This is a genomic window from Microbacterium murale (assembly GCF_014635185.1).
In the GTDB taxonomy this organism is placed as follows: domain Bacteria; phylum Actinomycetota; class Actinomycetes; order Actinomycetales; family Microbacteriaceae; genus Microbacterium; species Microbacterium murale.
In genome coordinates, this window is record NZ_BMCM01000007.1 from 47713 (window position 1) to 70800 (window position 23088).

The following is a 23088-nucleotide window of genomic DNA, read 5'->3' on the forward strand; positions in this document are numbered from 1 at the left end:
GCACGAGGCGCCTCAGGGTGCAGAGGAGGCTGTGAGACGTGAGGGGGGAATCCTGGCGCGCAGTCGCTGCGCCCAGGCGAGCAGGCTGGCTGCGACCACGGACGCGACGAGAAGACCGCCGGTGATGATGTTGATGACATCCGAGGTGACGTTCGCCAGTCGCAGCGCGCTGGAGAGCACGCCGATCAGGAGCACCGCTGCCACGACCCCGTGCAACTGCCCTCGGCCTCCGAACACGGACACCCCGCCGAGGACGACCGCGGCGATGACCTGGAGTTCGAGCCCGGTGGCGTTGTCGCCGCGGGCGCTGCCGAAGCGCAGCGTGAAGAAGATTCCGGCGAATGCGGCGACGACGCCGGCGAGCACGAAGAGGATGAACTTCGTGCGTTCGACGTGCACGCCGGAGAATCGCGCGGCATCCTTCGACAGGCCGATCGCATAGATACCGCGGCCGAACGGAGTGAAGTGCAGCAGCACCACGAAGATCACGAGCAGGATGAGGAACGGCACGGTGATGTACGGGATCGTCGTACCCGCGATCTTCGCCTTGGCGAGCGCCGTCCACATCTCGGGGAAATCGGTGACTGCGGTGGTGCCGAGCAGTCCGACGGCGAGACCGCGGAACAGCGCGAGCGTTCCGATCGTGACGGCCAGAGACGGCAGTCCGACCACCGTGACCAGGAAGCCGTTGACGGCGCCACCGACCACCCCCACGGCGAGAGCAGCGAGGGCGGCGACCTCGAACGGCGCACCGGCCTGCGTGAGAACACCCGTCACGACGCTGGCGAGTCCGACCATGCTGCCCACGGAGAGGTCGATCTCGCCCGTGACCATGATCAACGCCATGGGCAGCGCGATGAGCAGGATCGGTGCGACGTCGAGCAGCAGATAGTTCAGGGTGATCGGCTGCCCGAACCCCCGCACCGTAGACATCGCGACGACGATCACGAGGATGAGCAGGGCGATGATCGCCATCTCCCTGGTGAGCAGTACGCGGTGCCAGAGCGGCCGGTCGTGCTCGCGGATGACGCGGGTCGTGGCTGTGGCCGTGGTGGCGGTCATGATTCGTCCCTCGCCTCGATGAGTCGCCGTTTCTGTCTGACCGCGAGCACGCGGTCGAGCACGATGGCGCCGATGATGAGCGCGCCGACGACGGCCCGCTGCCAGAAGTCCTGGATGCCGAGGATCGGAAGCGCCCGGTTGATGGTCATCAGCAGCATCGCTCCGATCGCGGCTCCCCACACCGAGCCGACGCCTCCGGTGATCGCGATGCCGCCGATCACGGCGGCGCCGACGGCATCCAGTTCCCAGCCCGCGCCCGCCTGCGAACTGACGGATCCGTATCGGGCGGCGTAGAAGACTCCCGCGAGTCCGGCGAGCGCGCCGGAGAGCACGAACGCCGTGAGCAGGCGCCTTGTGACCTTGAGCCCGTACAGCTCTGCCGCGGCGGGGTCGGATCCGATCGCGTAGTACTCACGCCCGGATCGCGTGTTGCGCATGTACCAGGCGGCGATGGCGAGGACGATCAGCGCGACGATCGCCAGCACGGGGATGCCGATGAGCTGAGCTGTTCCGAGCCCGAGGAAGTCCTTGGGCATGTCGGACGCATTGACCCGGTCGCTGCCTGCCCACAGCACGTTGATGCCGCGATAGGCGTACAGCGTGCCGAGGGTGATCACCATGGCAGGTACTTTCGCGAAGGCGACCAGCGCGCCGTTGACGAGCCCGAGCAGTGCGCCGAAGGCGACGGCCGCGATGACGACGATGACGATCGGGATGCCGGGGATGTCGATGAAGAGCCGCCCGGTGAGATAGGCGGTCAAGCCCATGACCGAGCCGACAGACAGGTCGACGTTGCGGGTGATGATGACGATGGCCTGGCCGACCGCGACGAGTACGAGGATCGAGGGCGTCAGCAGCAGGTCGCGCCATCCGTCGGCGCTGAACAGGAAGTTCGGGTTCTTCGCGGTCGCGGCGATGACGACGAGGGCAAGGGCGATCAGGATGCCGAACTCCCGCGCCCGGCCGACGCCGCCCATGGCCTTGCCCAGTCCTGAGCGCTGGATCGAGGTGGTGGTCACGAGTGGAGCTCCGTTGCATGTGTGGCGGCGAACATGACGTTCTCGCTTGTCGCTTCTGCGCGGTCGATCTCGGCGGTGATGCGGCCCTCGCGCATGACCAGCACGCGGTCGGCCATCCCCAGCACCTCAGGGAGCTCCGAGGAGATCATGAGGATGCCCATGCCTTCGCCGGCGAGCTGGGAGAGCAGCCGGTGCACCTCAGCCTTCGTGCCGACGTCGATGCCGCGCGTCGGTTCATCGATGATGAGCACGCGCGGGTTCGTCGCCAGCCACTTCGCGAGCACGACCTTCTGCTGGTTGCCGCCGGAGAGCGTGGAGGAGACCGTGTCGAGAGCGTGCGCCTTGACCTCGAGGCGGCTGGCCCATTCCTTCGCAGCGCGATTCTCCATGCCGGTGGTCAGCAGACCGAACTTCGCGAGCCGGCTGCGGATCGCCATCGTGATGTTGCTTCCCACACCCGACTCGATCACGAGCCCCTGCTTGCGTCGATCTTCAGGTACCAGGGCGAGGCCTGCACGCATGGCGTGGGTCGGGTTGTGTCGCGGTACGGTCTCGCCCAGCATCCGCACCTCGCCTTCGCGATATGCGTCGACGCCGAACACCGCACGGGCGACCTCGCTGCGCCCGGCACCGACGAGTCCGGCGAGCGCGACGATCTCGCCGGCTCGCACTGTGAACGAGATGTCGTGGAAGATGCCTGGGCTCGTGAGACCCGTCACCTCGAGCAGCGGCCCGCCGACCGGCACGGTCTGCTTGGGGAAGAGTTCTGTGACGTCTCGGCCGACCATCTGGCGGACGAGTTCATCGACGGTGGTCTCGGCTATCGGCGTGGTGCTGATGTACGCACCGTCGCGCATGACGGTGACGGTGTCGCAGAGGGCGAACACCTCGTCGAAGCGGTGCGAGATGAAGAGCACCGCTCGCCCTTCATCGCGAAGGCTGCGGGCGACGGCGAAGAGCCGTTCAACTTCGACCCCGCTCAGCGCGGCGGTCGGCTCGTCCATGATGAGCACGCTGGCATCGAGTGAGATCGCCTTGGCGATCTCGATGATCTGCTGGTCTGCGATCGACAGACCTTCGGTGATGCGGTCGGGGTCGAGCGAGACGCCCAGCCGCCGGAAGATCTGCTCGACCTCCTGACGCATCGACTTGCGGTCGATTCGTCCGATCCTGCTCGTCGGCTGCCGCCCCATGAAGATGTTCTCGGTGACCGAGAGATCGGGGAACAGCGTCGGCTCCTGATAGATCACGGCGATGCCGGCCGCCTTGGACTGCGCCGTGCTGGTGAAGTCGACGTCGTCGCCGTGCAGTCGGAACTCGCCCGAGTCGCGGCGGTACAGACCGGCCATGATCTTCACGAGCGTGGATTTGCCGGCACCGTTCTCGCCGATGAGCGCGTGGATCGACCCCGAGCGCAGCGTCAGGCTGCCGGAGCGCAGCGCCACCACCGGCCCGAACGACTTCACGACGCGATGCAGTTCCAGCGCGGCATCCGCTGGACTGCGGTTCTCGACTTCGACGGCCACTGGCGCGTCCTCTCCGTTGAGGGGATCGATCTGATCTGCGACTGAATCTAACATGAATCGATTCAGGTACGTTTCAAGCTAGTGTATGAAACAACGCCACGAGGTCAACACCACGGTGACCGAATCGTGATCCGATCAACGAGGAGAGGTGAGGTCGTGCCGGTGAGCATCCGCGAGGTCGCGCAGCGCGCCGGAGTCTCCGTCGGCACCGTCTCGAACGTCCTCAATCGCCCAGAAGAGGTGTCGGCGGATTCCGTGCAGCGCGTCAGTTCGGCGATCGAAGAACTCGGGTACGTGCGCAATGACGCGGCCCGCAAGCTTCGCGCCGGCATCAGCACGACAGTGGGATTCGTCGTGCTCGACGGCCAGAATCCGTTCTACAACGACGTCGTCCGCGGTGCGGAGGACGAGGCGACCCGTCATGGCATCGCGATCCTCTACGGCAACACCGATGAAGATCCGTCACGCGAGAAGGTCTACCTCGACCTGTTCCGGGAGCAGCAGGTGCGGGGGCTCCTCATCGCCCCTTACGGCGACGTGATGACGCAGCTGCGACGATTCCGCTCCTCCGGCATCGCCACCGTGCTCGTCGATCGGTTCAGCGCCGACAGCGGCTTCTCGTCGGTCTCGGTGGACAGCGTCGCCGGGGGGCGGCTCGCCGTGGAGCACCTGATCGAGAGCGGGCGACGGCGGATCGCCTTCGTCGGCGGCCCGTTCGAGATGCGCCAGGTCACCGATCGGCTCGCCGGGGCGCGGGCGGCGGCTGAGAACGCCTCCACCCGCATAGATCTCGAAGTCATCCCCACGGCGGCGATGACCGTCGAGGAGGGCGCGGCGGCGGGCACCCGCATCCTCGCGCGGCCGCGTCGGGAGTGGCCGGACGCCCTGTTTGCCTCGAACGATCTGCTCGCGCTCGGGCTGCTGCAGTCGCTCGTCTCGGGAGGTCGGATGCTGGTGCCGGACGAGATCGCGATCATCGGATTCGACGACATCCCGTTCGCGGCCGCTGCGGCGGTGCCGCTGTCGTCCATCCGCCAGCCCAGCCGGATGATCGGGCGCACCGCCCTGCGGATCGTCTTGGAGGAAGCGGCCGATCCAGACAGCATCCCGCGTCAGACCGTCTTCCCACCCGAACTCGTGATCCGTCGGTCGACGACCGGCTGACTCACCCCTTGACCGCTCCGCCCATCCCGACGCCGTTGAGGAACAGGCGCTGGAAGACGAGGAAGAGCGCGATCGGGATGATGGTCGAGATCGCGAGAGCGGCGAGGAAGACGTCCAGTTCGATGAACTGCTGCAGTGCCGGGAGCCGCACGGACAGCGGCTGGATCGCCGGGTCAGGGAGAACGAGCATCGGCCAGAGGAAGTCCTTCCATGCACCGATCACCGCGAACACCGACACCACGCCGATGATCGGCTTCGACATCGGCAGCACGACAGACCAGAACAGCCGGTAGTTGCCTGCGCCGTCGACTCTGGCCGCCTCGAACACCTCTCGCGGCAGCGAGTCGAAGAACCGCATCACGAGCAGCACGTTGAAGGCGTTCGCCCCTGCCGGCAGCCACACCGCCCAGAACGTGTTGATCAGGGACTGCCCGAGCAGCGGAGGATCGACGATCGTGAGGTACAGCGGAACGAGCAGCACGATGCTGGGCACGAAGAGCGTGGCGAGCACGAAAGCGACGATGATCTTCCCGTATCGGGGCCGCAGCACACTCAGCGCGTAGCCGGCAGTCGTCGCGACGAGCACCTGCACGGCCCAGACACCGGCCGCGATGAGCACGGTGTTGAGGAAGAACTTGTCGATCTCCACACGGGTCCATGCGGTGATCAGGTTCTCCCAGTCCATGCCGTTCGGCCACAGCGCGAGAGGTGTGCGGAGGGTGTCCTGCGTGGGCGTGATCGCCGATTTCGCGAGCCACAGGATCGGTCCGAGCCCCACGACGAACAGCGACACCAGCAGCACGATGTGGGTCGCGCGGGTTGCGATGCGGATGCGGGGGCGTCGCCAGTCGGCGGGCGAGAGGATGCCGCGGTCGGCGCTCATTAGGTGCTCCAACTGCGGGTGAGACGGAAGTAGATCATCGAGAATACGGCCAGGACGATCGCGAGCATGAGGCTCAGCGCTGTCGCAGCGCCGTAGTCACCGCCGAGGCTGTTCTGGAAGGCGTACTTGTAGATGAGCAGGAGTACGGTGATCGTCGAGTTCGCGGGGCCGCCTCCGGTGAAAAGGAATGGTTCGAGAAAGACCTGGGCTGTCCCGATGATCTGCAGGATGAAGGTCACGAGCAGCACGCCGCGCAGCTGCGGCATGGTCACATGCCACACCTTTCGCCAGACGCCGGCGCCGTCGACTTCGGCCGCGTCGTACAGCTCGGGGGCCACGCCGACGATCGCGGCGAGGTAGATGATGATGGTTCCTCCCGCGGCGGACCACGTGGCGAACAGCACGAGCGACGGCATCGCACTCGCCTGATCCTGCAGCCATGGCAGTGGCCCACCTCCGAACCAGCCGAGGATCGTATTGAACACCCCGGTGGGCGATGCGTCGTAGAAGAACTTCCACAGCAGTGCCGAGACGACGGGCGGCACGACGACCGGCAGATAGGCGAGGGCGCTGTAGAGGCCTCGGCGCTTACGGACCTCGCTCATCAAGACTGCGACGACGAGCGGGATGGGATAGCCGAGCAGCAGCGCCAGAACGGCGAAGTACAGGGTGTTGACGACAGCTGTGCCCAGCAGCGGATCCTGCAGCACCCGACTGAAGTTGTCGAACCAGACGAACTCGGGAGTGCTGAGCAGGTTCGTCTCCTGGAACGCCATGATCGCCGAGTCGACGATCGGCTTCCACGAGAAGAAGATGAAGCTGAACAGCAACGGCAGCAGGAAGACGAACGTACTGATCCCTCCGCCGCGGAACCGGTTCCTGACCCGCCGAATCGCGCCTGGTCGGCGGCGTTCGGCGGCGCGGACGATCGTCGGCCCCGCTTCCGGCGTCTCCGGAGGTGCCGTCAGGGGAGAGATCTGCGTCATCGCATGTTCCTTTGGATGAGGATCCGGGGGCGAATGCATCGCCCCCGGATCGACGGGTCACTCTGCTGCGGCGTAGATGCCCTCGGCCTGAGTCTGCGCATCGGCGAGAAGCGCCTTGATGTCGGCGTTCTGATCCGTGAGCACGGCCTGCACGACGGTGTCGAGCAGCGCGTACACCTCCTGCGTGGAGATCCGCGGCTCCGGGAGGATCTGCTGCTCCCCGATCTGATCCGTGTACGGATTCATCTGCTCGACGGGGACGTTGATGAACTCCGAGATCCATTCCCGGTTCTGATCGAAGAGCTCCTGATCGAACACCGGCAGCTCCGGTGCACCGACGGGCTGGTCGAGGGAAGCGGAGAGCTTCGCGGATGCCGTCGCAGCCTCCTCGTTCGTGATCTTGCCCATGTAGTAGAAGTCGATCCACTTGACGGATGCCGCCTGCTCGGCCGCGGTCGCCTTCGGGTTCACCGCGGCGAGCGTCCCACCGCCGAGGACTCCGGGGTCATCGCCCTGGAGCGGCAGGACGGTGAGACCGTAGTCGTCCGGGTTCAGCGCGTTCTGCGTGACCAGGTTCGGGTAGTTTCCGCCGCCGGAGATGTACATGCCGATCCGGCCCGCGGCGAAGTCCTGGTTGATGGTGCCCCAGTCGTAGAGGAAGTTCGCGCCCATCGAGTTGTCGTCCCAGCGCAGCTCTTGCAGATACTCCAGCGCCTCGACGACCGCGTCCGAATCGATCGTGGGCGCGGTGCTGTCGTCGTTCTCCGTACGACCGCCGAACGCGTTCACCGTGGTGGCGAGGATCCATCCTCCGGTGTTGGCCGATGTCATCGTGGCGTAACCCGCTTCGCCCGTGGCATCCGTGATCTGCTTCGCGTACTCACGGACCTCGTCCCACGTCGTCGGGGGCTTGTCGGGGTCGAGCCCTGCCTCTTCGAACAGGGTGCGGTTGTAGTGCAGGCCCTGGCCGTATGCGGCGATCGGCACCGCCCACATGTTTCCGTCCGCGTCCTGCCCCGCCTGCGCGACGTTCGGATTGAACTTGTCGGCGTACGGCAGTTCGGCGACGAGACCACTGATGTCGGCGATCTGCTTGCGCTCGATCAGCCCTCGGCCGTCGGTGAACGGGATCGGGAACACATCCGGCAGCGTGCCTCCGGCGAGTTCGGCGGCGAAGGTGGTGCCGGTCCAGGTGTACTCCTGCGCCTCGACCGTGATGTCGGAGTTCACCTCCTCGAACTCGGCGACCCGTGCGTCGAAGGTCTCGCGCGCCTCCGGCTCGAGGCCTGCGTCGATCGCGACCTGGATGGTCACCGGACCGTCGGCTGCGGCATCGTCGCCGGTACTTCCTGCGCAGCCTGCGAGCAGCGCTGCGGTGGAGAGTACGGCGGTGCCGGAGAGGGCGATCCGCTTGATGCGTGACTTCATTGTCTGTCCTTCCATTCCTGTGTTGCAGTTCAGGTGTTCTAGGCGCGGGGTTACTGCTTCGCTCCGGCGGAGCGCTCCGGCAGGTCGCGCAGGGCGAGCCAGGCCGTGGAGTCGGGTGGCAGCGCGGCGTCGAGCGGCGCGCTGGAGAGGAGCACCTCGTGGTGCGCGGGAAGCGGCACCGCAGTGCCGCCGAGGTTGGTGACGCTGACGAAGTCGTCGCCGCGGCGGAACGCGATGACGTCCGCGCCGAGCTCAAGCCATTCCAGTGCACCGGCGGTGAGGTCGCGGATGCTGCGGCGCAGCGCGATCGCCCGGCGGTAGAGGTGCAGCGTCGATGTGGGGTCCGTCTCCTGCGCCTCGACCGTGAACGACTCCCAGTCTCCCGGCTGCGGCAGCCATGGTTCGCCGCCGAAGCCGTAGGGAGTGCGTGCTCCTGCCCATGGCAGCGGCACGCGGCATCCGTCCCGCCCAGGGTCGACGCCGCCTGAGCGGTGATGCATCGGGTCCTGGATGACCTCCCGCGGCAGCTCGACCTCCGGCAGGCCGAGCTCGTCGCCCTGGTAGATGTAGAGGCTTCCCGGCAATGCCGCGGTGAGAAGCGCGGCGGCTCGTGCGCGTCGCTGGCCGCGCACGGCATCCGTCGGCGTTCCGAACCGCTTGCGGTCGAAGGCGAACGACGAATCGGCCCGGCCATAACGCGTCGCAGGGCGGGTGACGTCGTGATTGGAGAGCACCCACGTGGCCGGAGCGCCGACAGGCGCATGCTCGGCGAGCGTGCGCGTGATGGATGACCGCATGGCCTGCGCGCTCCACGGCTGGGTCATGAAGTCGAAGTTGAACGCCGTGTGCATCTCGTCGGGGCGGAGATACCGGGCGAACCGCTCGGCGTCGTCGAGCCAGACTTCGCCGACGAGCACCCGCTCCCCCTGATACTCATCGGCGACGGCGCGCCAGCCGCGGTAGATGTCGTGCAGCTCGTCGCGGTCCAGGTGCGGGTGGGCACCGGGTGCGATCGCTCCGGAGGGTAGCGCCGGCAGCGCAGGGTCCTTCACGGGGAGCGCCGCGGAGTCGATGCGGACGCCGGCGACACCGCGGTCGAACCAGAACCGCAGGATGTCCTCGTGCTCGCGCCGAACGTCGGGGTGGTTCCAGTTCAGATCAGGCTGCTCCGGCGTGAACAGGTGCAGGTACCACTCGCCCGGCGTGCCATCGGGGTTCGTCGTGCGGGTCCAGGTGTCGCCCTGAAAGCTGGAGACCCAGTCCGTCGGCATCTCGTCACCGTTCTCGCCGAGGCCGGGGTGGAACCAGAACCGCTCGCGCTCCGGGCTGCCGGGGCCGGCGGCGAGCGCCTGCCGGAACCACTGGTGCTGGTCGGAGAGGTGGTTCGGGACGATGTCGATGATGGTGCGGATGCCGAAGGCGAGTGCCTCTGCGATGAGCTGCTCCGCCTCGTCCAGCGTGCCGAAGCGCGGGTCGATGTCGCGGTAGTCCTGCACGTCGTAACCGCCGTCAGCGAGGGGGCTCGGGTACCAGGGGTTGAACCAGATCGCGTCGACCCCGAGGTCTTTGAGATAACCGAGGCGTGCTCTGACGCCTGCGAGGTCGCCGGTGCCGTCGCCGTTTCCGTCGGCGAAGCTGCGCACGTACACCTGGTAGATCACGGCATCGCGCCACCAACCGGCATCCGTCGGCATCGTCACGGTGCTCGCGTTCTTCATCAGGACTTCGGTGTCCACATCGCTCCTCAGATCGGTGATGAACCGAATGTAGCTTCACCGACGAACATTTGCAAGAACTAAACAGTTTCGCGTAATTCTTACACTCTGCGATCGGGGCGCCGTCCGACAGCCAGCATGAGGTGTCGCCCGTGGTCGCATGGGCGCCGTCGATGCGGCACGAGGCGACACCTCACGGCTCAACAGCAGCGCGCAGCCGCGTCCGAGCGCGGGCGCGGGCAACCCGAAAGGCGCGGGTCAGGCAGCGGGTGCGGTGGACGAGCGCAGCACGAGCTCAGGCTCGAACAGCAGCTCGTCACCGGATTCTCTCGTGCCGGCGATCTGAGAGAGCAGCAGTTCGATGACCGTGCGGCCCATCGACTCGATGGGCTGCCGAACGGTCGTCAGCGGGGGTTCGGTACACGACATCAGCGCGGAGTCGTCGAAGCCGACCACGCTGATGTCCTGCGGCACGCGGAGCCCACCGCGGCGGGCAGCACGCACGGCTCCGAGGGCGATCGGATCGCTTGCGCAGACGATCGCGGTCGCACCGGCGGCGATCAGCCTGGTCGCCCCGGCCTGTCCAGACTCCAAGGAATACAGTCCGCGCACGATCATGTCATCACCGAGTGGAGCGCCGAGCTTCTCGAGCAGGAGGCGCCCGGCGGCGAGCTTGCGCTGCGAGGGGATGTGGTCGCTCGGGCCGAGCAGCATACCGATCTTCCGGTGCCCCAACTGGTGCACGTGCAGCAGCGCCTGCTCGGCCGCCGCGGCGTCATCGGTCGACACGGTCGGAAACGTCAGTCCGGGAATCCGTGCGTTGACGAGCACTGTCGGCAGGTTCACCTGGCGCAGTCGTTCGTAGTGCTCATGCGCAGCATCGGCCTGCGTGTAATTGCCGCCGAGGAAGATCACACCCGAGACCTGCTGAGACAGCAGCAGGTCGATGTAGTCGGACTCCGTGACGCCTCCGGCGTTCTGCGTGCACAGCAGCGGCGTGTAGCCGTTCTGGGTGAGGCCACCGCCGACGATCTCGGCAAGGGCTGGGAAGATCGGGTTCTGCAGTTCCGGCAGGACCAGGCCAACGAGCCGCGCCCGTTCCCCGCGCAGTTTCGTCGGTCGCTCATAGCCGAGCACATCAAGCGCGGTGAGCACGGCCTGTCGCGTGGCATCCGAGACGCCCGGCTTCTCGTTCAGCACACGACTCACGGTCGCCTCGCTCACGCCGACCTTGCGTGCCACCTCCGCCAGACGCTTCGACATGAGGTCAGTGTACGCAAGAACTTGCGTGATTGCGCAACGACTGAACAATCCGTCGGGGCGCCGACAATCGCCTAGCTCAGCGGACGTTGCCGTTCGAGCAGGTCTGCTGCGCGGCCGAGTTGCCCTTGATCGAGTCCGGCAGAGCGACGGCGGTATCCGTCGGCGCCGGAGTCTCCGTGGCGGTCTCACCCTCGGCCGGGGCGACGGGTTCCTGAACCACGACTCCGTCGTTCTCGGTGTTCTCGTGCGTGATCTGCAGCTGCTGGTTCGCATTGATCGCGTCCCACATCGCCTGCGCGGACTGCGTGTCGGCGACGACCTTGTTGGGGTCGTCCGGATCCTCGTAGGTCGGGTACTGCAGGAACACGATGTCCTCGAACGGCACATCCTTGACCGCGAGGGCGATCTGAACGATCGTCATCGGATTGGTCAGCGATGTGCTGGCCTCGACGTTGCTGAGCGCGGTGTTGGCGAGGCGGAGCATGACCGGCACGTTTCCGAGCACCTCGCCGCTGATGAGCTTGCGGGACAGGCTCGACATGTACTGCTGCTGGTTGCCGATGCGTCCGAGGTCGCTGCCGTCACCGACGCCGTGGCGGGTGCGCAGGAACTGCAGCGCCTCCAGCCCCATGATCGTGTGCGTTCCCGCCGCCATGTCAAGACCCGTGTAGCGGTCCTTGATGGGGGTCGCGAGGCAGACGTCGACGCCGCCGATGGAGTTGGTGATCTCGATCACACCGCCGAAGGTGACGGATGCCGCGAACTCGATATCCTGGCCGGTGATCTCAGTGATCGTCTTGGCGACGCAGTTCAGGCCGCCGTCCATGTACGCGCTGTTCAGCGGCTGCTTGCTCATCGCCGACGTCATGCTGCCGTCCTCGCGCGTGCACTCCGGGATCGGGAGCATCAGGTCGCGCGGGAAGCTCACCGCCGTGATGCGACGCGGCTCCTCCGAGACGTGCAGGAGGATGTTGACGTCGTTCAGGTTGCCCTCGGCGTCGTTGCCGGAGCACCGGTCGCCGAACAGCTGGGCGTATGCCTCTTCACAGGTGTCTGTTCCGACCAGCAGCAGGTCGAACCCGCCCTCGAACTCGCTGATGTCCGGCGGAATCGGCTTCTGCCCCTCCAGCTCCACGGCATCGGCGGTGGCGGTGCCGTACAGATCACTCACCACGAATGCGCTGACGCTCACCCCGCTGACCAGCACGACGGCGAGCGCGACACCGATGATCTTGAGGAGTTGGCTGATCGGGCCCGGGGACCGCAACTGACCGTGGCGGGCCACAGTCCTGCGGCGACGGATCTTCTCGCTCACTCAATCCCTTTCGAGTCTGTTGCAGTCGGGGTACCGCAGTCAGCTCGTGATGCGGAGGGTGTGGGATTCGAACCCACGAGACATCTCTGCCCACTGGTTTTCAAGACCAGCTCCATCGGCCACTCGGACAACCCTCCATCGACAGACGAATCCGCCGATCAGTGGTCGAGTCTAGCCGGTTTCATTGTCTCGTCCCCACCTGGGGGACCGCTGGATGATCCACCAGTGTGTCCAATGCGAGCGCGAGTCCACCGTCTTCGACGTCTGCGGTGACTTCACCCGCAGCATCCTTGACCTCGTCGACCGCCTGCCCCATGGCGACAGCACGGCCACCGACCCCGAGCGCCCAGCCGAACATGCCGAGGTCGTTGCGGCCGTCCCCGGCGACGAACACATTGGGGCCGTGCATGCCGAGTTCGGCATACACGCGTTCCAGTGCCGTGCCCTTGTCGACTCCCTGCGGGGCGATGTCGAGCCACGCCGTCCAGCCGATCGCATACGAGACCTCATTGAGTCCGGCATCCGCCACCAGACGGTGGAAGTCGTCCTCGCTGTGTCCCGGTGAGACCACGACGACGCGCGAAACCGGCTCAGCACCGAGCTCGTCGAGTTCGACCATGCGACCGCCGTTCAGCGTCCAGTCGTCGAGCTCACCCGTGAACAGGCGCTGGCCGGTCGCGAGTTCGACCATGTAATGCGCTTCGGGCAGTCGCTCGGTGAGCAGCGCGAGCACCGCAGTCGGGTCGAACGTCTCGACATGCCAGCGTTCCCACGAATCCCCGACACGACGCATCGTCACGGCGCCGTTCGAGCACACCACGAACTCCGGAGTGATCTCGAGCGCGTCGACCCAGCGCTCAGTACCCATCCAGCTACGCCCTGTCGCGATCGTCACGAAGTGTCCGGCGTCCCGCACGCGCGCGACGGCCTCCGGCACGCCGGGGCTCATCGTCTCGTCCTGCAGGATGATCGTTCCGTCGACGTCGAGGCCGACGAGCCAGGCAGCCGTCACTTCGTCGCCTGCCGAAGTGTTCCCTGAGCATCCCGAAGCGTCGGCTCCAGAACTTCCAACCCGCCGAGATACGGCCGCAGCGCTTCGGGCACGATCACCGAGCCGTCGGGCTGCTGATGCGTCTCGAGCAGCGCGACGATCCAGCGGGTCGTCGCGAGCGTCCCGTTCAGCGTCGCGACGTGCTGCGTCTTGGAAGTCGACCCGTCTTCGGCCTCAGGACGATGCCGAACGTCGAGTCGACGCGCTTGGAACGTCGTGCAGTTCGACGTCGAGGTGAGCTCGCGGAATGCATCCTGCGTCGGCACCCATGCCTCGATGTCGTACTTGCGCGCGGCGCTCGATCCGAGGTCGCCCGCGGCGACGTCGATCACGCGGTACGAAAGTCCGAGCGCGGTGAGCATCTCCTCCTGCAGGGCGACGAGGCGCAGGTGCTCCGCCTCGGCATCCTCCTGGGTCGTGTAGACGAACATCTCGAGCTTGTTGAACTGGTGCACGCGGATGATGCCGCGGGTGTCCTTGCCGTAGGAACCGGCCTCGCGGCGGTAGCAGGTCGACCATCCTGCGTAGCGCAGTGCGCCGCCGGAGAGGTCGACGATCTCGTCCTTGTGGTACCCGGCGAGCGCGACCTCGCTGGTGCCGACCAGGTACAGGTCGTCGTCCTTGTCGAGGTGGTAGACCTCGTCGGCGTGCTCGCCGAGGAACCCGGTGCCCTGCATGATCTCCGGACGCACCAGCGTCGGGGTGATCATCGGCACGAAGTCGTTCTGCAACGCCTTGTCGAGCGCCATGTTCATCAGCGCGATCTCGAGGCGCGCGCCGATCCCGCGCAGGAAGTAGAACCGCGAGCCCGACACCTTCACGCCGCGCTCCATGTCGATCGCGCCGAGCAGTTCGCCGATCTCGAGGTGGTCGCGCGGGCCGTTCGGGAAGACGGCCGGATCGAAGGTCGGCGCCTCGCCGACACGGCGCAGCTCGACGAAGTTCTCCTCGCCGCCGGCCGGCACGCCCTCGATCACGATGTTCTCGATGGGGGCGAGAGCGGATGCCGCGGCATCCGCCGCCTCGTTCGCCGTCTGCTGCGCCTGCTTCACGCGCTCGGCGAGTTCCTTCACCTGCGCGACGAGGGCGGCCTTCTCCTCCTTGGGGGCCTTCGCGACCTGCTTGCCGAAGGCGTTCTGCTCTGCACGCAGATCTTCGAATGCGCTCAGTGCTGCCCGACGCGATCGGTCCGCCTCGATCGCAGCGTCGACGGTGGCGGCGTCGTGGCCGCGCGCGATCTGCGAGCGGCGGACGAGGTCGGGCTGGTCGCGGAGAACGGCAAGGTCGATCATGACCCAAGTCTACCGGGGGTGCATCCTGACGCTGAGGCGGCACGTAGAGTGAACGGCATGCCGAAGAGCGCCTCTGGAGAGAGCCGGGCCGCCCTCGTCTACAACCCCATCAAGGTCGACGAGAAGCGCCTGCGCTCCGCTGTACGCGAGCTGTCGAAGGACGCGGGGTGGGCCACGCCTTCCTTCTACCAGACGACGATCGAGGATGCCGGGCAGGAGGCCGCCCGCTCCGCCATCACCGATGGCGCCGATGTGGTGCTCGTCGCCGGCGGCGACGGCACCGTGCGGGCGGTCGCCGAGGCGATGGCGAGCACAGGGATCCCGCTGGCGATCATCCCCAGCGGCACGGGGAACCTGCTCGCACGCAACCTCGGACTCCCCCTCGCCGTCCCCGAGGCGATGATCCGTGCGGCTCTCGGCGAGTACCGGTATCCGATCGACATCGGCTGGGCTGCTCTCACACGCGAGAGCGGTGAGACGACCGAGCACGCGTTCGTCGTGCTCGCCGGCATCGGGCTGGATGCCGACATGATCGCCAACACAAGACCCGATCTGAAGAAGTCGGTCGGCTGGGTGGCGTACGTCGACGGCGCCGCCCGATCGCTCCCGAATGCGAAGCCGTTCCGCATCGTCTATCAGATGGACGAGTCGCGGCTGCATTCGACCAAGGTGCACAGCGTGCTCTTCGCAAACTGCGGCACGCTGCCCGCCAGGATCGCCTTGATCCCGTCAGCGTCGATCGCCGACGGCGAGATGGATGTCGCGATCATCCAGCCGACCGGACCGTTCGGGTGGCTCGGAGTGTGGCGCAAGATCTGGTGGGACAACTCGGTGCTGCGCAGGTTCCGCGCCGGCCGTCTGGTGCTACAGCGCCGCGGCAGGGACGCATCGGTGCGCTACCTGCGCGGAAGAGTCGCCGAAGCCGCCGCGACGCAGCCCACGCCGATCGAACTCGACGGCGACGAATTCGGCGAGGCCGTGCGGATCCGCTGCCGCATCGCCCCTGGCGCCCTGCTGCTGGCGCTGCCCGCGGGGCACCCGGTCGATTCGCTCTGAGAACCGAGCGGGCCGCTCAGCCCCGCATCACGGAGACGGTGCCGTCGAGGTTGCCGCCGACGAGCGTCAGGACGAACTCGCCATCGTCTGCGGCGTCGTCATCGCTGTCATCGTTGCCGAACCCGAGCACGGTCGCGCGCGGCACCATGTCCATCGTGCACACCCCGTCTTCCGTCGCGAAGGTGACGGTCGCGCCGCCCGGCTGCTCTTCGACGCCCTCGACGATCGGGGGGCAGGTGGATGAACCCCAGGTGAGCAGCACCGCACCGTCGTCATCGAACCAGCCGGCGCTCGGTGCGTACTCGGTGGAACTGCCGGGGGTCCCGGTGAGCGCGGAGTTGCCGTCGAGGTCGACGTCGTCGGTGATGTCGCCGACCGTGACGACGAACTCGACGTCCTTGGTCGGATCGACGCCTTCGGGAATGCCTCCCACGCTCGCGCGCGCCGCGAGATCAGCCGTGCAGGCCTTCTCTTCACCGTCCGCGCTGGGCGGATCTACCAGCGAGACCGTGACCTTCTGCCCATCGGCGCTGACCTCGTCCACGATCGGAACGCACGTCGACGACCCCCACGTGACGATGGCGAACATCCGACCGTCGTCGAGCCACGCCGCCTCGACATCGTCTTCGGCCGGCGGCGCGGACGCACTGCCCGAGTCATCCGGGGTCGCGCTGCTGGTCGGCGGTGTCGCCCCCGGCGATCCTGCGCAGCCGACGACGAGCAGCGCCGCAGCGAACAGGGTCGATGCGGCAAGGACGACTCGCGATGGGGTGGTCATGCCATCAGAGTAGCCGTCGCCCGCCGCTGTGTCAGCGTCGAGACGTCGGGAACTGCGACGGCGTCACTGCAGCGCAGAGGTGAGCCGCGCGAGGTTGTCGAGCACGGTGGAGCGCAACGGCTGCTGCAGCCACTCCTCCAGGGTGAGTTCACGGCTCAGTGCGCGGTACTGGTCTTCGACTGCTCGCACCTCGGCGACGAACTCCTCACCGCGCACGAGCATCGAGATCTCGAGATTCAGGCCGAAGGAGCGCATGTCCATGTTGCTCGAGCCGATGACGGCCACTTCATCGTCGATCGTGAGGGTCTTGGTGTGCAGGATGTACGGCCTGCGGTACATCCAGATGCGCACGCCCGCGCGCAGCAGCGCCTCGTAATAGCTGCGCTGCGCGTGGTAGACCATCGCCTGGTCGCCCTCTTCCGACACGAACAGCTCGACTGCGACGCCGCGGTCGCATGCGGCGTTCACTGCGAGGAGCAGGGCTTCATCCGGAACGAAGTACGGGCTCACGATCATGATCTTCTGCCGCGCCGCGTAGAGCAGCGCGAGGAAGAGGCGCAGGTTGTTCTCGACCTCGTAACCGGGGCCGGAGGGAACGATCTGGCAGTCCAGATCCCCACTGCCGATCTCGGCGCGGGTGATGTCGATCTCGGCGAGCACCTCGTCGGTCTCGCTGTACCAGTCGCTGAGGAATATGGCGTTGATGCTGAGCACGATCGGTCCGTCGACACGCACCATCAGGTCGACCCAGTGCAGTCCGCGCTTGATGTTCTTCGGCAGGTTGTAGGTGGAGTCTGTGACGTTCTGCGATCCGACGAACGCGAGTGTCCCGTCGACGACGAGGAGCTTGCGGTGGTTGCGCAGGTCGGGGCGCTGCATCCGGCCCTTGAGCGGCTGCATCGGCAGCATCAACTGCCAGTCGGCGCCCATCGCGTCGAGACGCTTGATGGTGTCGCGGTAGCGGGGCTTCCAGCGGTTCGCCCAGTGGTCGAGCAGCACGCGCACGGTCACGCCGCGGACCGCGACCTCTTCGAGAGCACGGAAGAAGTTGTCGGTCGCGGCATCCGACTGCAGGATGTAGAACTCCACATGCACGTAGTCGTCAGCGGTGCGGATGGCCTCCGCCATCTCGTCCAGTGAACTCTGATAGTCGCTGATCAGGTGGGCACCGTTGTCGCCCGAGATCGGCAGGGCGCCGAGTTTCTGGTTCATGGCGACGATGGGAGGGAACCAGTCCGGAGCATTCGGGCGGAGCGTACCGAAATGCAGTTGGTGGCTGGTCTCATCGATGTAGGCGTTGATCTGATCCTGCTTGCGCCGTCGTGCGCGCGGAAGACGTGGATTGCCGATGATGAGGAAGAGGATCACGCCGATGTAAGGGATGAAGAACACGGCGAGCAGCCATGCCATCGCAGCGGTCGGACGACGGTTGCGCGGAATGATGATGATCGCCGTGACGCGGATGGCGATGTCGATCACGATGGCGACCGCGAACACCCACCAAGGCCACTGCTCCATGCGATTCACCCCCGACTTGCACCGCGTGCTTCGCCGAATGCGGCGTCAGGCTCAGCGTAGCCGGTACAGACGACAGCGCCCGGCAGGCGTGATGGCCGGGATCAGGAGGCGCGAGGCGGGAGGCCGCGCGCTGCGCGCTCCTGCGCTTCGATCTGCGCGTGCGCTTTGCGCTCGGTCCGGTCGGAGCGGATGATCCCGCGTATCACGATGAAGAAGACCACGCTGACTCCGAGCGTCGGCAGTAGCGACCACGCTGCGGCGACCCAGAAGTTGTCCATACGTCCATCGTACGCCGCCGTCACGCGCCCCCGACTCCTCCTGCACATCCGGGAACACTCGATCCACCCTGTGCACAGCCGTTCTCACGCCGCCTGATCGGCCACACTCACGGCATGAACACAGTCCTCCGTGCCACAGATTCCGCCGAGTTCCTCGGCCTCGTCCCGTCCCTCGCGGGGTTCACACCGCGGCAGAGCATCGTGCTGCTGCCTTTCCAGCACTCCCGCGCCCACGGCGCGATGCGCATCGACCTGCCGCATGACGACGTCGAGCTCGACGACTACGTCGACACGGCGATCGGTCTGCTTTCGCAGGTCAGCGGAACGGATGCCGTCGCCGTCGTGGTGTACACCGACGAGGCGCCACAGCACACCCCGGACGGGGTCGTACTGCCGTCGAGCGTCGTCGTCGACGAGCTGCTCGGCCTCAGCGAAGACCTCGGCATGCACATCGTCGATGCTCTCTGCGTCACACCCGAAGGGTGGGCGAGCTACCTGCATGATGAGCCGGTCCTGCATCCGATCGCCGAGATCCCGGCACCCGCGTCGATTCCGGGCCTGGCCGATGTAGCGGGCGACCAGGATTCAGGCACGGCGTTGCCGGCCGTCGATCTCGCAGAGAAGGAGCGGGTGGGCCGCGCGCTGCTCGAGATCTCCGATCTGCTCGCTCATGACCACGTGGATCTCCGCGACGCAGTGCGGTCGAACCCGCAGGCGATCGCCGCGGCGGTGGTGCTCGAGGATCTGCCGGTCTTCTTCGAAGACCTGCTCGACTCGCCGGAGAATCTGCCGCCGTTCGCCACGGCCGCACTGCTGTGGTGCTTCGACCGGCCGCGGCTTCGCGACGTGGCACTGCTGCAGTGGGCGACCGACCTGCCCACCGGCGAGCGCACGATGCTCGCGCAGCTCGCTTATGCCGAGCGTGGAACCGCGGTGCCGGACGAACTGGGCGAGATCTTCCTCGGGCGCGGTCCGCGCCCCGACGTCGACCGGCTCAGGGTCGCGTTGACGATCGCCCGAGGCGCCGCCGCCCGCGCGCCCCGTGCATCGCGGCCGGCGCCGCTCACGGCCGCAGCCTGGCTGTCGTGGGCGCTCGGCCGCTCGTCACACGCCGCTCACTACCTGCGGCTCGTGAGCGAGATCGATCCCGGCTACTCGCTCGCGTGCCTCATCGGCAGCATGATCAATGCGGCACTGCTGCCGCAGTGGTCCTTCCAGCGCGGCGAGGCGGTCGAGAAGTGAGTGCTACTTGACCAGCGGGAAGAGGATCGTCTCGCGGATGCCGAGGCCGGTGATCGCCATCAGTAGACGGTCGATGCCCATGCCCATGCCGCCCGACGGCGGCATGCCGTGCTCGAGCGCACGCAGGAACTCCTCATCGACGCGCATCGCCTCGACGTCGCCCGATGCCGCGAGCTTCGCCTGCTCGACGAAGCGCTCGCGCTGGATGACGGGATCCACGAGCTCGGAGTATCCGGTCGCCAACTCGAACCCGCGGATGTACAGGTCCCACTTCTCCACGACTCCCGCGATCGAGCGGTGCTCGCGCACCAGAGGTGACGTGTCGACGGGGAAGTCAATCACGAACGTCGGACGCACGAGGTCGCCCTTGACGAAGTGCTCCCACAGCTCCTCGATGAGTTTGCCGTGGATGGCATGCGACGGAACGTCAACGCCGTTCGCCTCGGCGAAGGCGATGAGGTCTTCGACCGCATCCTCGGGGGTGAAGGTGCGTCCTGCCGCCTCTGACAACGACTCGTACATCGAGATGCGATCCCACTCGCCGCCGAGGTCGTACTCGGTGCCATCGGCCCACGTGACGGTGGTCGAGCCCGAGACGGCGATCGCCGCCTGCTGGACGAGCTCCTGCGTGAGCTCGGCCATCTGGTTGTAGTCGCCGTACGCCTGGTAGGCCTCCAGCATCGCGAACTCGGGGCTGTGCGTGGAGTCCGCCCCCTCGTTGCGGAAGTTGCGGTTGATCTCGTAGACGCGTTCGATACCGCCGACCACGGCGCGCTTGAGGTACAGCTCCGGCGCGATGCGCAGGTACAGCTCGGTGTCGAAGGCGTTGGAGTGCGTGATGAACGGACGAGCGGATGCGCCGCCGTGCTGCACCTGCAGCATGGGGGTCTCCACCTCGAGGTAGTCGTGTGTGCCGAAGGTCGCACGCAGGCTCGCGTTGACAGCGGCGCGCGCTCGCACGGTGGTGCGTGCCTGCTCGCGCACGATGAGGTCGAGGTAGCGGCTGCGCACTCGCCCCTCCTCGCTGAGTTCGGAGTACGCGTTCGGCAGCGGGAGGATCGCCTTCGACGCGATCGCCCAGTCATCGGCCATGATCGACAGCTCGCCGCGGCGGCTGGAGATGACCTGTCCGTGCACGAAGACGTGGTCGCCCAGGTCGACGAACTCCTTCCACCGCGCCAGCGACTCCTCGCCCACCTCGGCGAGTGAGATCATCGCCTGGATGCGCGAGCCGTCTCCGGCCTGCAGCGTGGCGAAGCACAGCTTGCCGGTGTTGCGGCTGAACACCACGCGACCCGCGACGCCGACGACCACGCCGGTCTCCGCCCCCGCCTCGAGTTCGCCGTACTCGGCACGCAGCGCCGGGATCGTGTGGGTCACCGGAACCGCGACGGGGAACGCGCCGCCCGCGGCATCCGCTCGCTGCTCGATCAGACGCTCGCGCTTGGCGAGGCGCACGGCCTTCTGCTCGTGGACGTCCTCCTCACCTGAGGCGTCGTCGGAAGAGGTTGCAGGCGCGTCAGGCGCGGTGGTCATAAGAGCTCCTTGAAAGTCCCGCTCAGTTTACCGGTCGGCCCTGCGCGCCCCCGCCGCGTCCACGCACCCCGGAGAACTGCGCACCCAGCCTCGATACGCTCGAGGAATGATCCGGAGACCGCTCCCCCGATTCCTCGCCCGGTCGCTGGGCGCGACCGGCGCCGTGCTCCTGACCGCGACCACCTTGATGTTCACCGCGTCCACTGCCCCGGCATCCGCCGCCGAACCAGTGGCCGGTGTCGATGATTTCGACTTCTCCTCCTGGGACGCGGTCTACGAGGTCGGCATGGACGACGACGGGCGTGCGACCCTGCACGTGGTGGAGACCCGCGTCGCCGAGTTCCCCGATTCCGACCAGAACCGGGGCATCGTCGCGGGTTACCCCGACAGCTACGAGGGCGCCGGCATCGGCACCACGATCCTCTCCGTGCGCGACGAGAACGGCGACGACGTCCCATACGAGACCGAGAAGGACGACGGCTTGCTCTACGTCCTCACCGGCACCGACGACTACGTGCACGGCTCGACGACCTACGTCATCGAGTACGAGATGCGCGATGTGATCCTCGCCGCCGAGGGCACGAAGGTCGACGAGTTCTACTGGGACCTGCTGCCGCAGGACAGCACGCAGGGCATCGGCTCGTTCCATGCGCAGATCACCTTCGACGATCGACTCGCGACGCACCTGACGGGTGCGTCCTCCTGCTACCTCGGCTTCTACGGGTCAAGCGACACGTGCTCCCTGTTGCGCGAAGGCAGCACCTTCTCGGTGAGCGCCGACGATCTTGCCGCGCGGGAGGGCGTGACGATCGCGATCGCCCTCGAGCAGGGCACCGTGACCCAGCCGCCCGCGCGCCTTCCCAATGCCGCGACGGACGTCGCCCCGTACTGGATCGGTGGTGGCGCAGCGGCGCTCTCGGTCGGCGCCTGGTTGGCGATCGCGGCAACGAAGCGCCGGCGCCGTCGCGCCACCGGGATCATCGTGGCGCAGTACGACGTGCCGGACTCCATGCCGCCGCTGCTGGCGAGCACGATCATTCCCCGTGCGAAGAACGCGCTCGCGGCGCAGATCATCCATCTCGCCGTCCGCGGCCTGGTGCATCTGGAGGAGATGCCGGGCGGGAGCGAGAAGAAGAAGGGACGTCCGCGTCTGCGGCGATTGAAAGGACCGATCCCGGATCCGATCGACGAGCGGTCCCTCAACGCGCTTTTCGGTGGCAGGGGACCCGGACGTGTCCAGAGGCTGCCGGAGAACGACGAGAAGTTCGCGAACCGGATGCGTGGACTGCTGAACGGGGCGCCGCACGAGGCCGCCCAGCGCGGGCTGACGACCAAGGCGCGCAGCATCCCCGCCGCCGTCATCCAACTGATCGCCGTGGCTCTGCTCGCGGTCATGGCCGTCCTGCTCGCATGGGCAGTGTTCACCGGACGCGAATCCGTCGGCGCGCTGTTGTTCGCATTCCTCATCTGCGGCGTCTTCGTCGGCGCGTCGTGCTTCGCATCGCTCCGCAAGCACACCGTTCTCACGCCGGAGGGCGCGCTGCAGCTGGAGTATCTGAACGGGGTGCGCGAGTTCATCCGCGTCGCAGAGGCCGACCGGTTGCGCATGCTGCAGTCGTACACGGGCGCCGAGCGCCGCAGCGACGGGACCGTCGACGTGATCCATGTGTACGAGAAGCTGCTGCCCTACGCGATCCTGTTCGGTCAAGAACGCGAGTGGGGCGAAGTGCTCGAAGTCAATTACGCCGGCGAGCAGCGGTCCGCCGGATGGATCGATGGCTCGCCGACCGGCCTCGCCGCCCGGCTTGTCGTGTTCTCTGCGGTGACGCGCTCGTCGTCGACCTACTCCGCTCCGAGCTCGGGCAGCTCATCGAGCTTCGGCGGTTCATCGGGCGGCGGCTTCTCCGGCGGAGGCGGCGGAGGCGGCTTCTCCGGAGGTCGCTGATGCCGCGGGTCGTTGAGCGGAGGCGCGAAGC

Annotated in this window: 19 protein-coding genes and 1 tRNA gene; 4 read left to right on the plus strand and 16 right to left on the minus strand. The window is 66.9% G+C overall.

The window, feature by feature from the left end; all coding sequences use genetic code 11:
• Window positions 1-12 precede the first annotated feature (12 nt).
• The 3 genes from IEV67_RS17540 to IEV67_RS17550 are packed head-to-tail and all read right to left on the minus strand — an operon-like array spanning window position 13 to window position 3661.
• Entirely contained in the window at window positions 13-1062 is a 1050-nt protein-coding gene (locus IEV67_RS17540) for an ABC transporter permease (protein ID WP_188438023.1), read from the minus strand.
• The gene (locus IEV67_RS17545) at window positions 1059-2039 is read right to left on the minus strand and encodes an ABC transporter permease (RefSeq protein ID WP_188438094.1); all 981 of its coding nucleotides are present in this window, start codon (window positions 2037-2039) and stop codon (window positions 1059-1061) included. The genes IEV67_RS17540 and IEV67_RS17545 overlap by 4 nt, the downstream gene beginning before the upstream one ends.
• A 38-nt stretch (window positions 2040-2077) precedes the next feature.
• Window positions 2078-3661 carry a sugar ABC transporter ATP-binding protein gene (locus IEV67_RS17550; protein ID WP_188438024.1) on the minus strand — a complete coding sequence of 528 codons (1584 nt, stop codon included), beginning with the start codon at window positions 3659-3661 and terminating at the stop codon, window positions 2078-2080.
• Between the two features lie 102 nt (window positions 3662-3763).
• Between IEV67_RS17550 and IEV67_RS17555 the strand changes: the two genes are divergently transcribed.
• The gene (locus IEV67_RS17555; protein WP_188438025.1) at window positions 3764-4771 is read left to right on the plus strand and encodes a LacI family DNA-binding transcriptional regulator; all 1008 of its coding nucleotides are present in this window, start codon (window positions 3764-3766) and stop codon (window positions 4769-4771) included.
• Between the two features lies 1 nt (window position 4772).
• Here the strand turns inward: IEV67_RS17555 and IEV67_RS17560 are convergent, their stop codons facing one another.
• From IEV67_RS17560 to serS, 9 genes are all read right to left on the minus strand, one after another.
• The gene (locus IEV67_RS17560; RefSeq protein WP_188438026.1) at window positions 4773-5654 is read right to left on the minus strand and encodes a carbohydrate ABC transporter permease; all 882 of its coding nucleotides are present in this window, start codon (window positions 5652-5654) and stop codon (window positions 4773-4775) included.
• Window positions 5654-6640, minus strand: coding sequence for a carbohydrate ABC transporter permease (locus IEV67_RS17565; protein WP_188438027.1), 987 nt, complete (start codon window positions 6638-6640; stop codon window positions 5654-5656). The genes IEV67_RS17560 and IEV67_RS17565 overlap by 1 nt, the downstream gene beginning before the upstream one ends.
• 57 nt (window positions 6641-6697) lie before the next feature.
• A complete protein-coding gene (locus IEV67_RS17570) occupies window positions 6698-8068 on the minus strand; it encodes an ABC transporter substrate-binding protein (RefSeq protein WP_188438028.1) in 1371 nt (456 codons plus the stop codon).
• 50 nt (window positions 8069-8118) lie between these two features.
• A complete protein-coding gene (locus IEV67_RS17575) occupies window positions 8119-9786 on the minus strand; it encodes a glycoside hydrolase family 13 protein (protein WP_188438095.1) in 1668 nt (555 codons plus the stop codon).
• A 255-nt stretch (window positions 9787-10041) separates the two neighbouring features.
• Window positions 10042-11046, minus strand: coding sequence for a LacI family DNA-binding transcriptional regulator (locus IEV67_RS17580; RefSeq protein WP_188438029.1), 1005 nt, complete (start codon window positions 11044-11046; stop codon window positions 10042-10044).
• A 76-nt stretch (window positions 11047-11122) separates the two neighbouring features.
• A complete protein-coding gene (locus IEV67_RS17585; RefSeq protein ID WP_188438030.1) occupies window positions 11123-12361 on the minus strand; it encodes an LCP family protein in 1239 nt (412 codons plus the stop codon).
• A gap of 52 nt (window positions 12362-12413) precedes the next feature.
• Window positions 12414-12498, minus strand: a tRNA-Ser gene (locus tag IEV67_RS17590).
• A gap of 44 nt (window positions 12499-12542) precedes the next feature.
• The gene (locus tag IEV67_RS17595) at window positions 12543-13373 is read right to left on the minus strand and encodes an HAD family hydrolase (protein ID WP_188438031.1); all 831 of its coding nucleotides are present in this window, start codon (window positions 13371-13373) and stop codon (window positions 12543-12545) included.
• On the minus strand, window positions 13370-14704 hold the full coding sequence (gene serS, locus IEV67_RS17600) for a serine--tRNA ligase (RefSeq protein ID WP_188438032.1): 1335 nt from the start codon (window positions 14702-14704) through the stop codon (window positions 13370-13372). Before serS ends, IEV67_RS17595 begins: the two co-directional genes overlap by 4 nt.
• A gap of 57 nt (window positions 14705-14761) precedes the next feature.
• On the opposite strand from serS, the gene IEV67_RS17605 reads away from it, so the two are divergent.
• Complete coding sequence (locus IEV67_RS17605) at window positions 14762-15760, plus strand: diacylglycerol/lipid kinase family protein (RefSeq protein ID WP_188438033.1); 999 nt, start codon at window positions 14762-14764, stop codon at window positions 15758-15760.
• Window positions 15761-15776: 16 nt separating this feature from the next.
• Here IEV67_RS17605 and IEV67_RS17610 read toward each other — a convergent pair whose 3' ends face one another.
• The 3 genes from IEV67_RS17610 to IEV67_RS17620 form a co-directional block, all read right to left on the minus strand.
• Complete coding sequence (locus IEV67_RS17610; protein ID WP_188438034.1) at window positions 15777-16538, minus strand: hypothetical protein; 762 nt, start codon at window positions 16536-16538, stop codon at window positions 15777-15779.
• 63 nt (window positions 16539-16601) lie between these two features.
• Window positions 16602-18056, minus strand: a complete 1455-nt coding sequence (gene cls, locus IEV67_RS17615) for a cardiolipin synthase (RefSeq protein WP_188438035.1) — start codon at window positions 18054-18056, stop codon at window positions 16602-16604.
• Between the two features lie 101 nt (window positions 18057-18157).
• On the minus strand, window positions 18158-18334 hold the full coding sequence (locus IEV67_RS17620; RefSeq protein WP_188438036.1) for a hypothetical protein: 177 nt from the start codon (window positions 18332-18334) through the stop codon (window positions 18158-18160).
• 114 nt (window positions 18335-18448) lie between these two features.
• Here IEV67_RS17620 and IEV67_RS17625 point away from each other — a divergent pair, with 114 nt between their 5' ends.
• The gene (locus tag IEV67_RS17625) at window positions 18449-19576 is read left to right on the plus strand and encodes a DUF4192 family protein (protein WP_188438037.1); all 1128 of its coding nucleotides are present in this window, start codon (window positions 18449-18451) and stop codon (window positions 19574-19576) included.
• Between the two features lie 3 nt (window positions 19577-19579).
• Here the strand turns inward: IEV67_RS17625 and lysS are convergent, their stop codons facing one another.
• Entirely contained in the window at window positions 19580-21112 is a 1533-nt protein-coding gene (gene lysS / locus IEV67_RS17630) for a lysine--tRNA ligase (protein ID WP_188438038.1), read from the minus strand.
• A 106-nt stretch (window positions 21113-21218) separates the two neighbouring features.
• Between lysS and IEV67_RS17635 the strand changes: the two genes are divergently transcribed.
• A complete protein-coding gene (locus IEV67_RS17635; protein ID WP_188438039.1) occupies window positions 21219-23057 on the plus strand; it encodes a DUF2207 domain-containing protein in 1839 nt (612 codons plus the stop codon).
• Window positions 23058-23088: the final 31 nt, after the last annotated feature.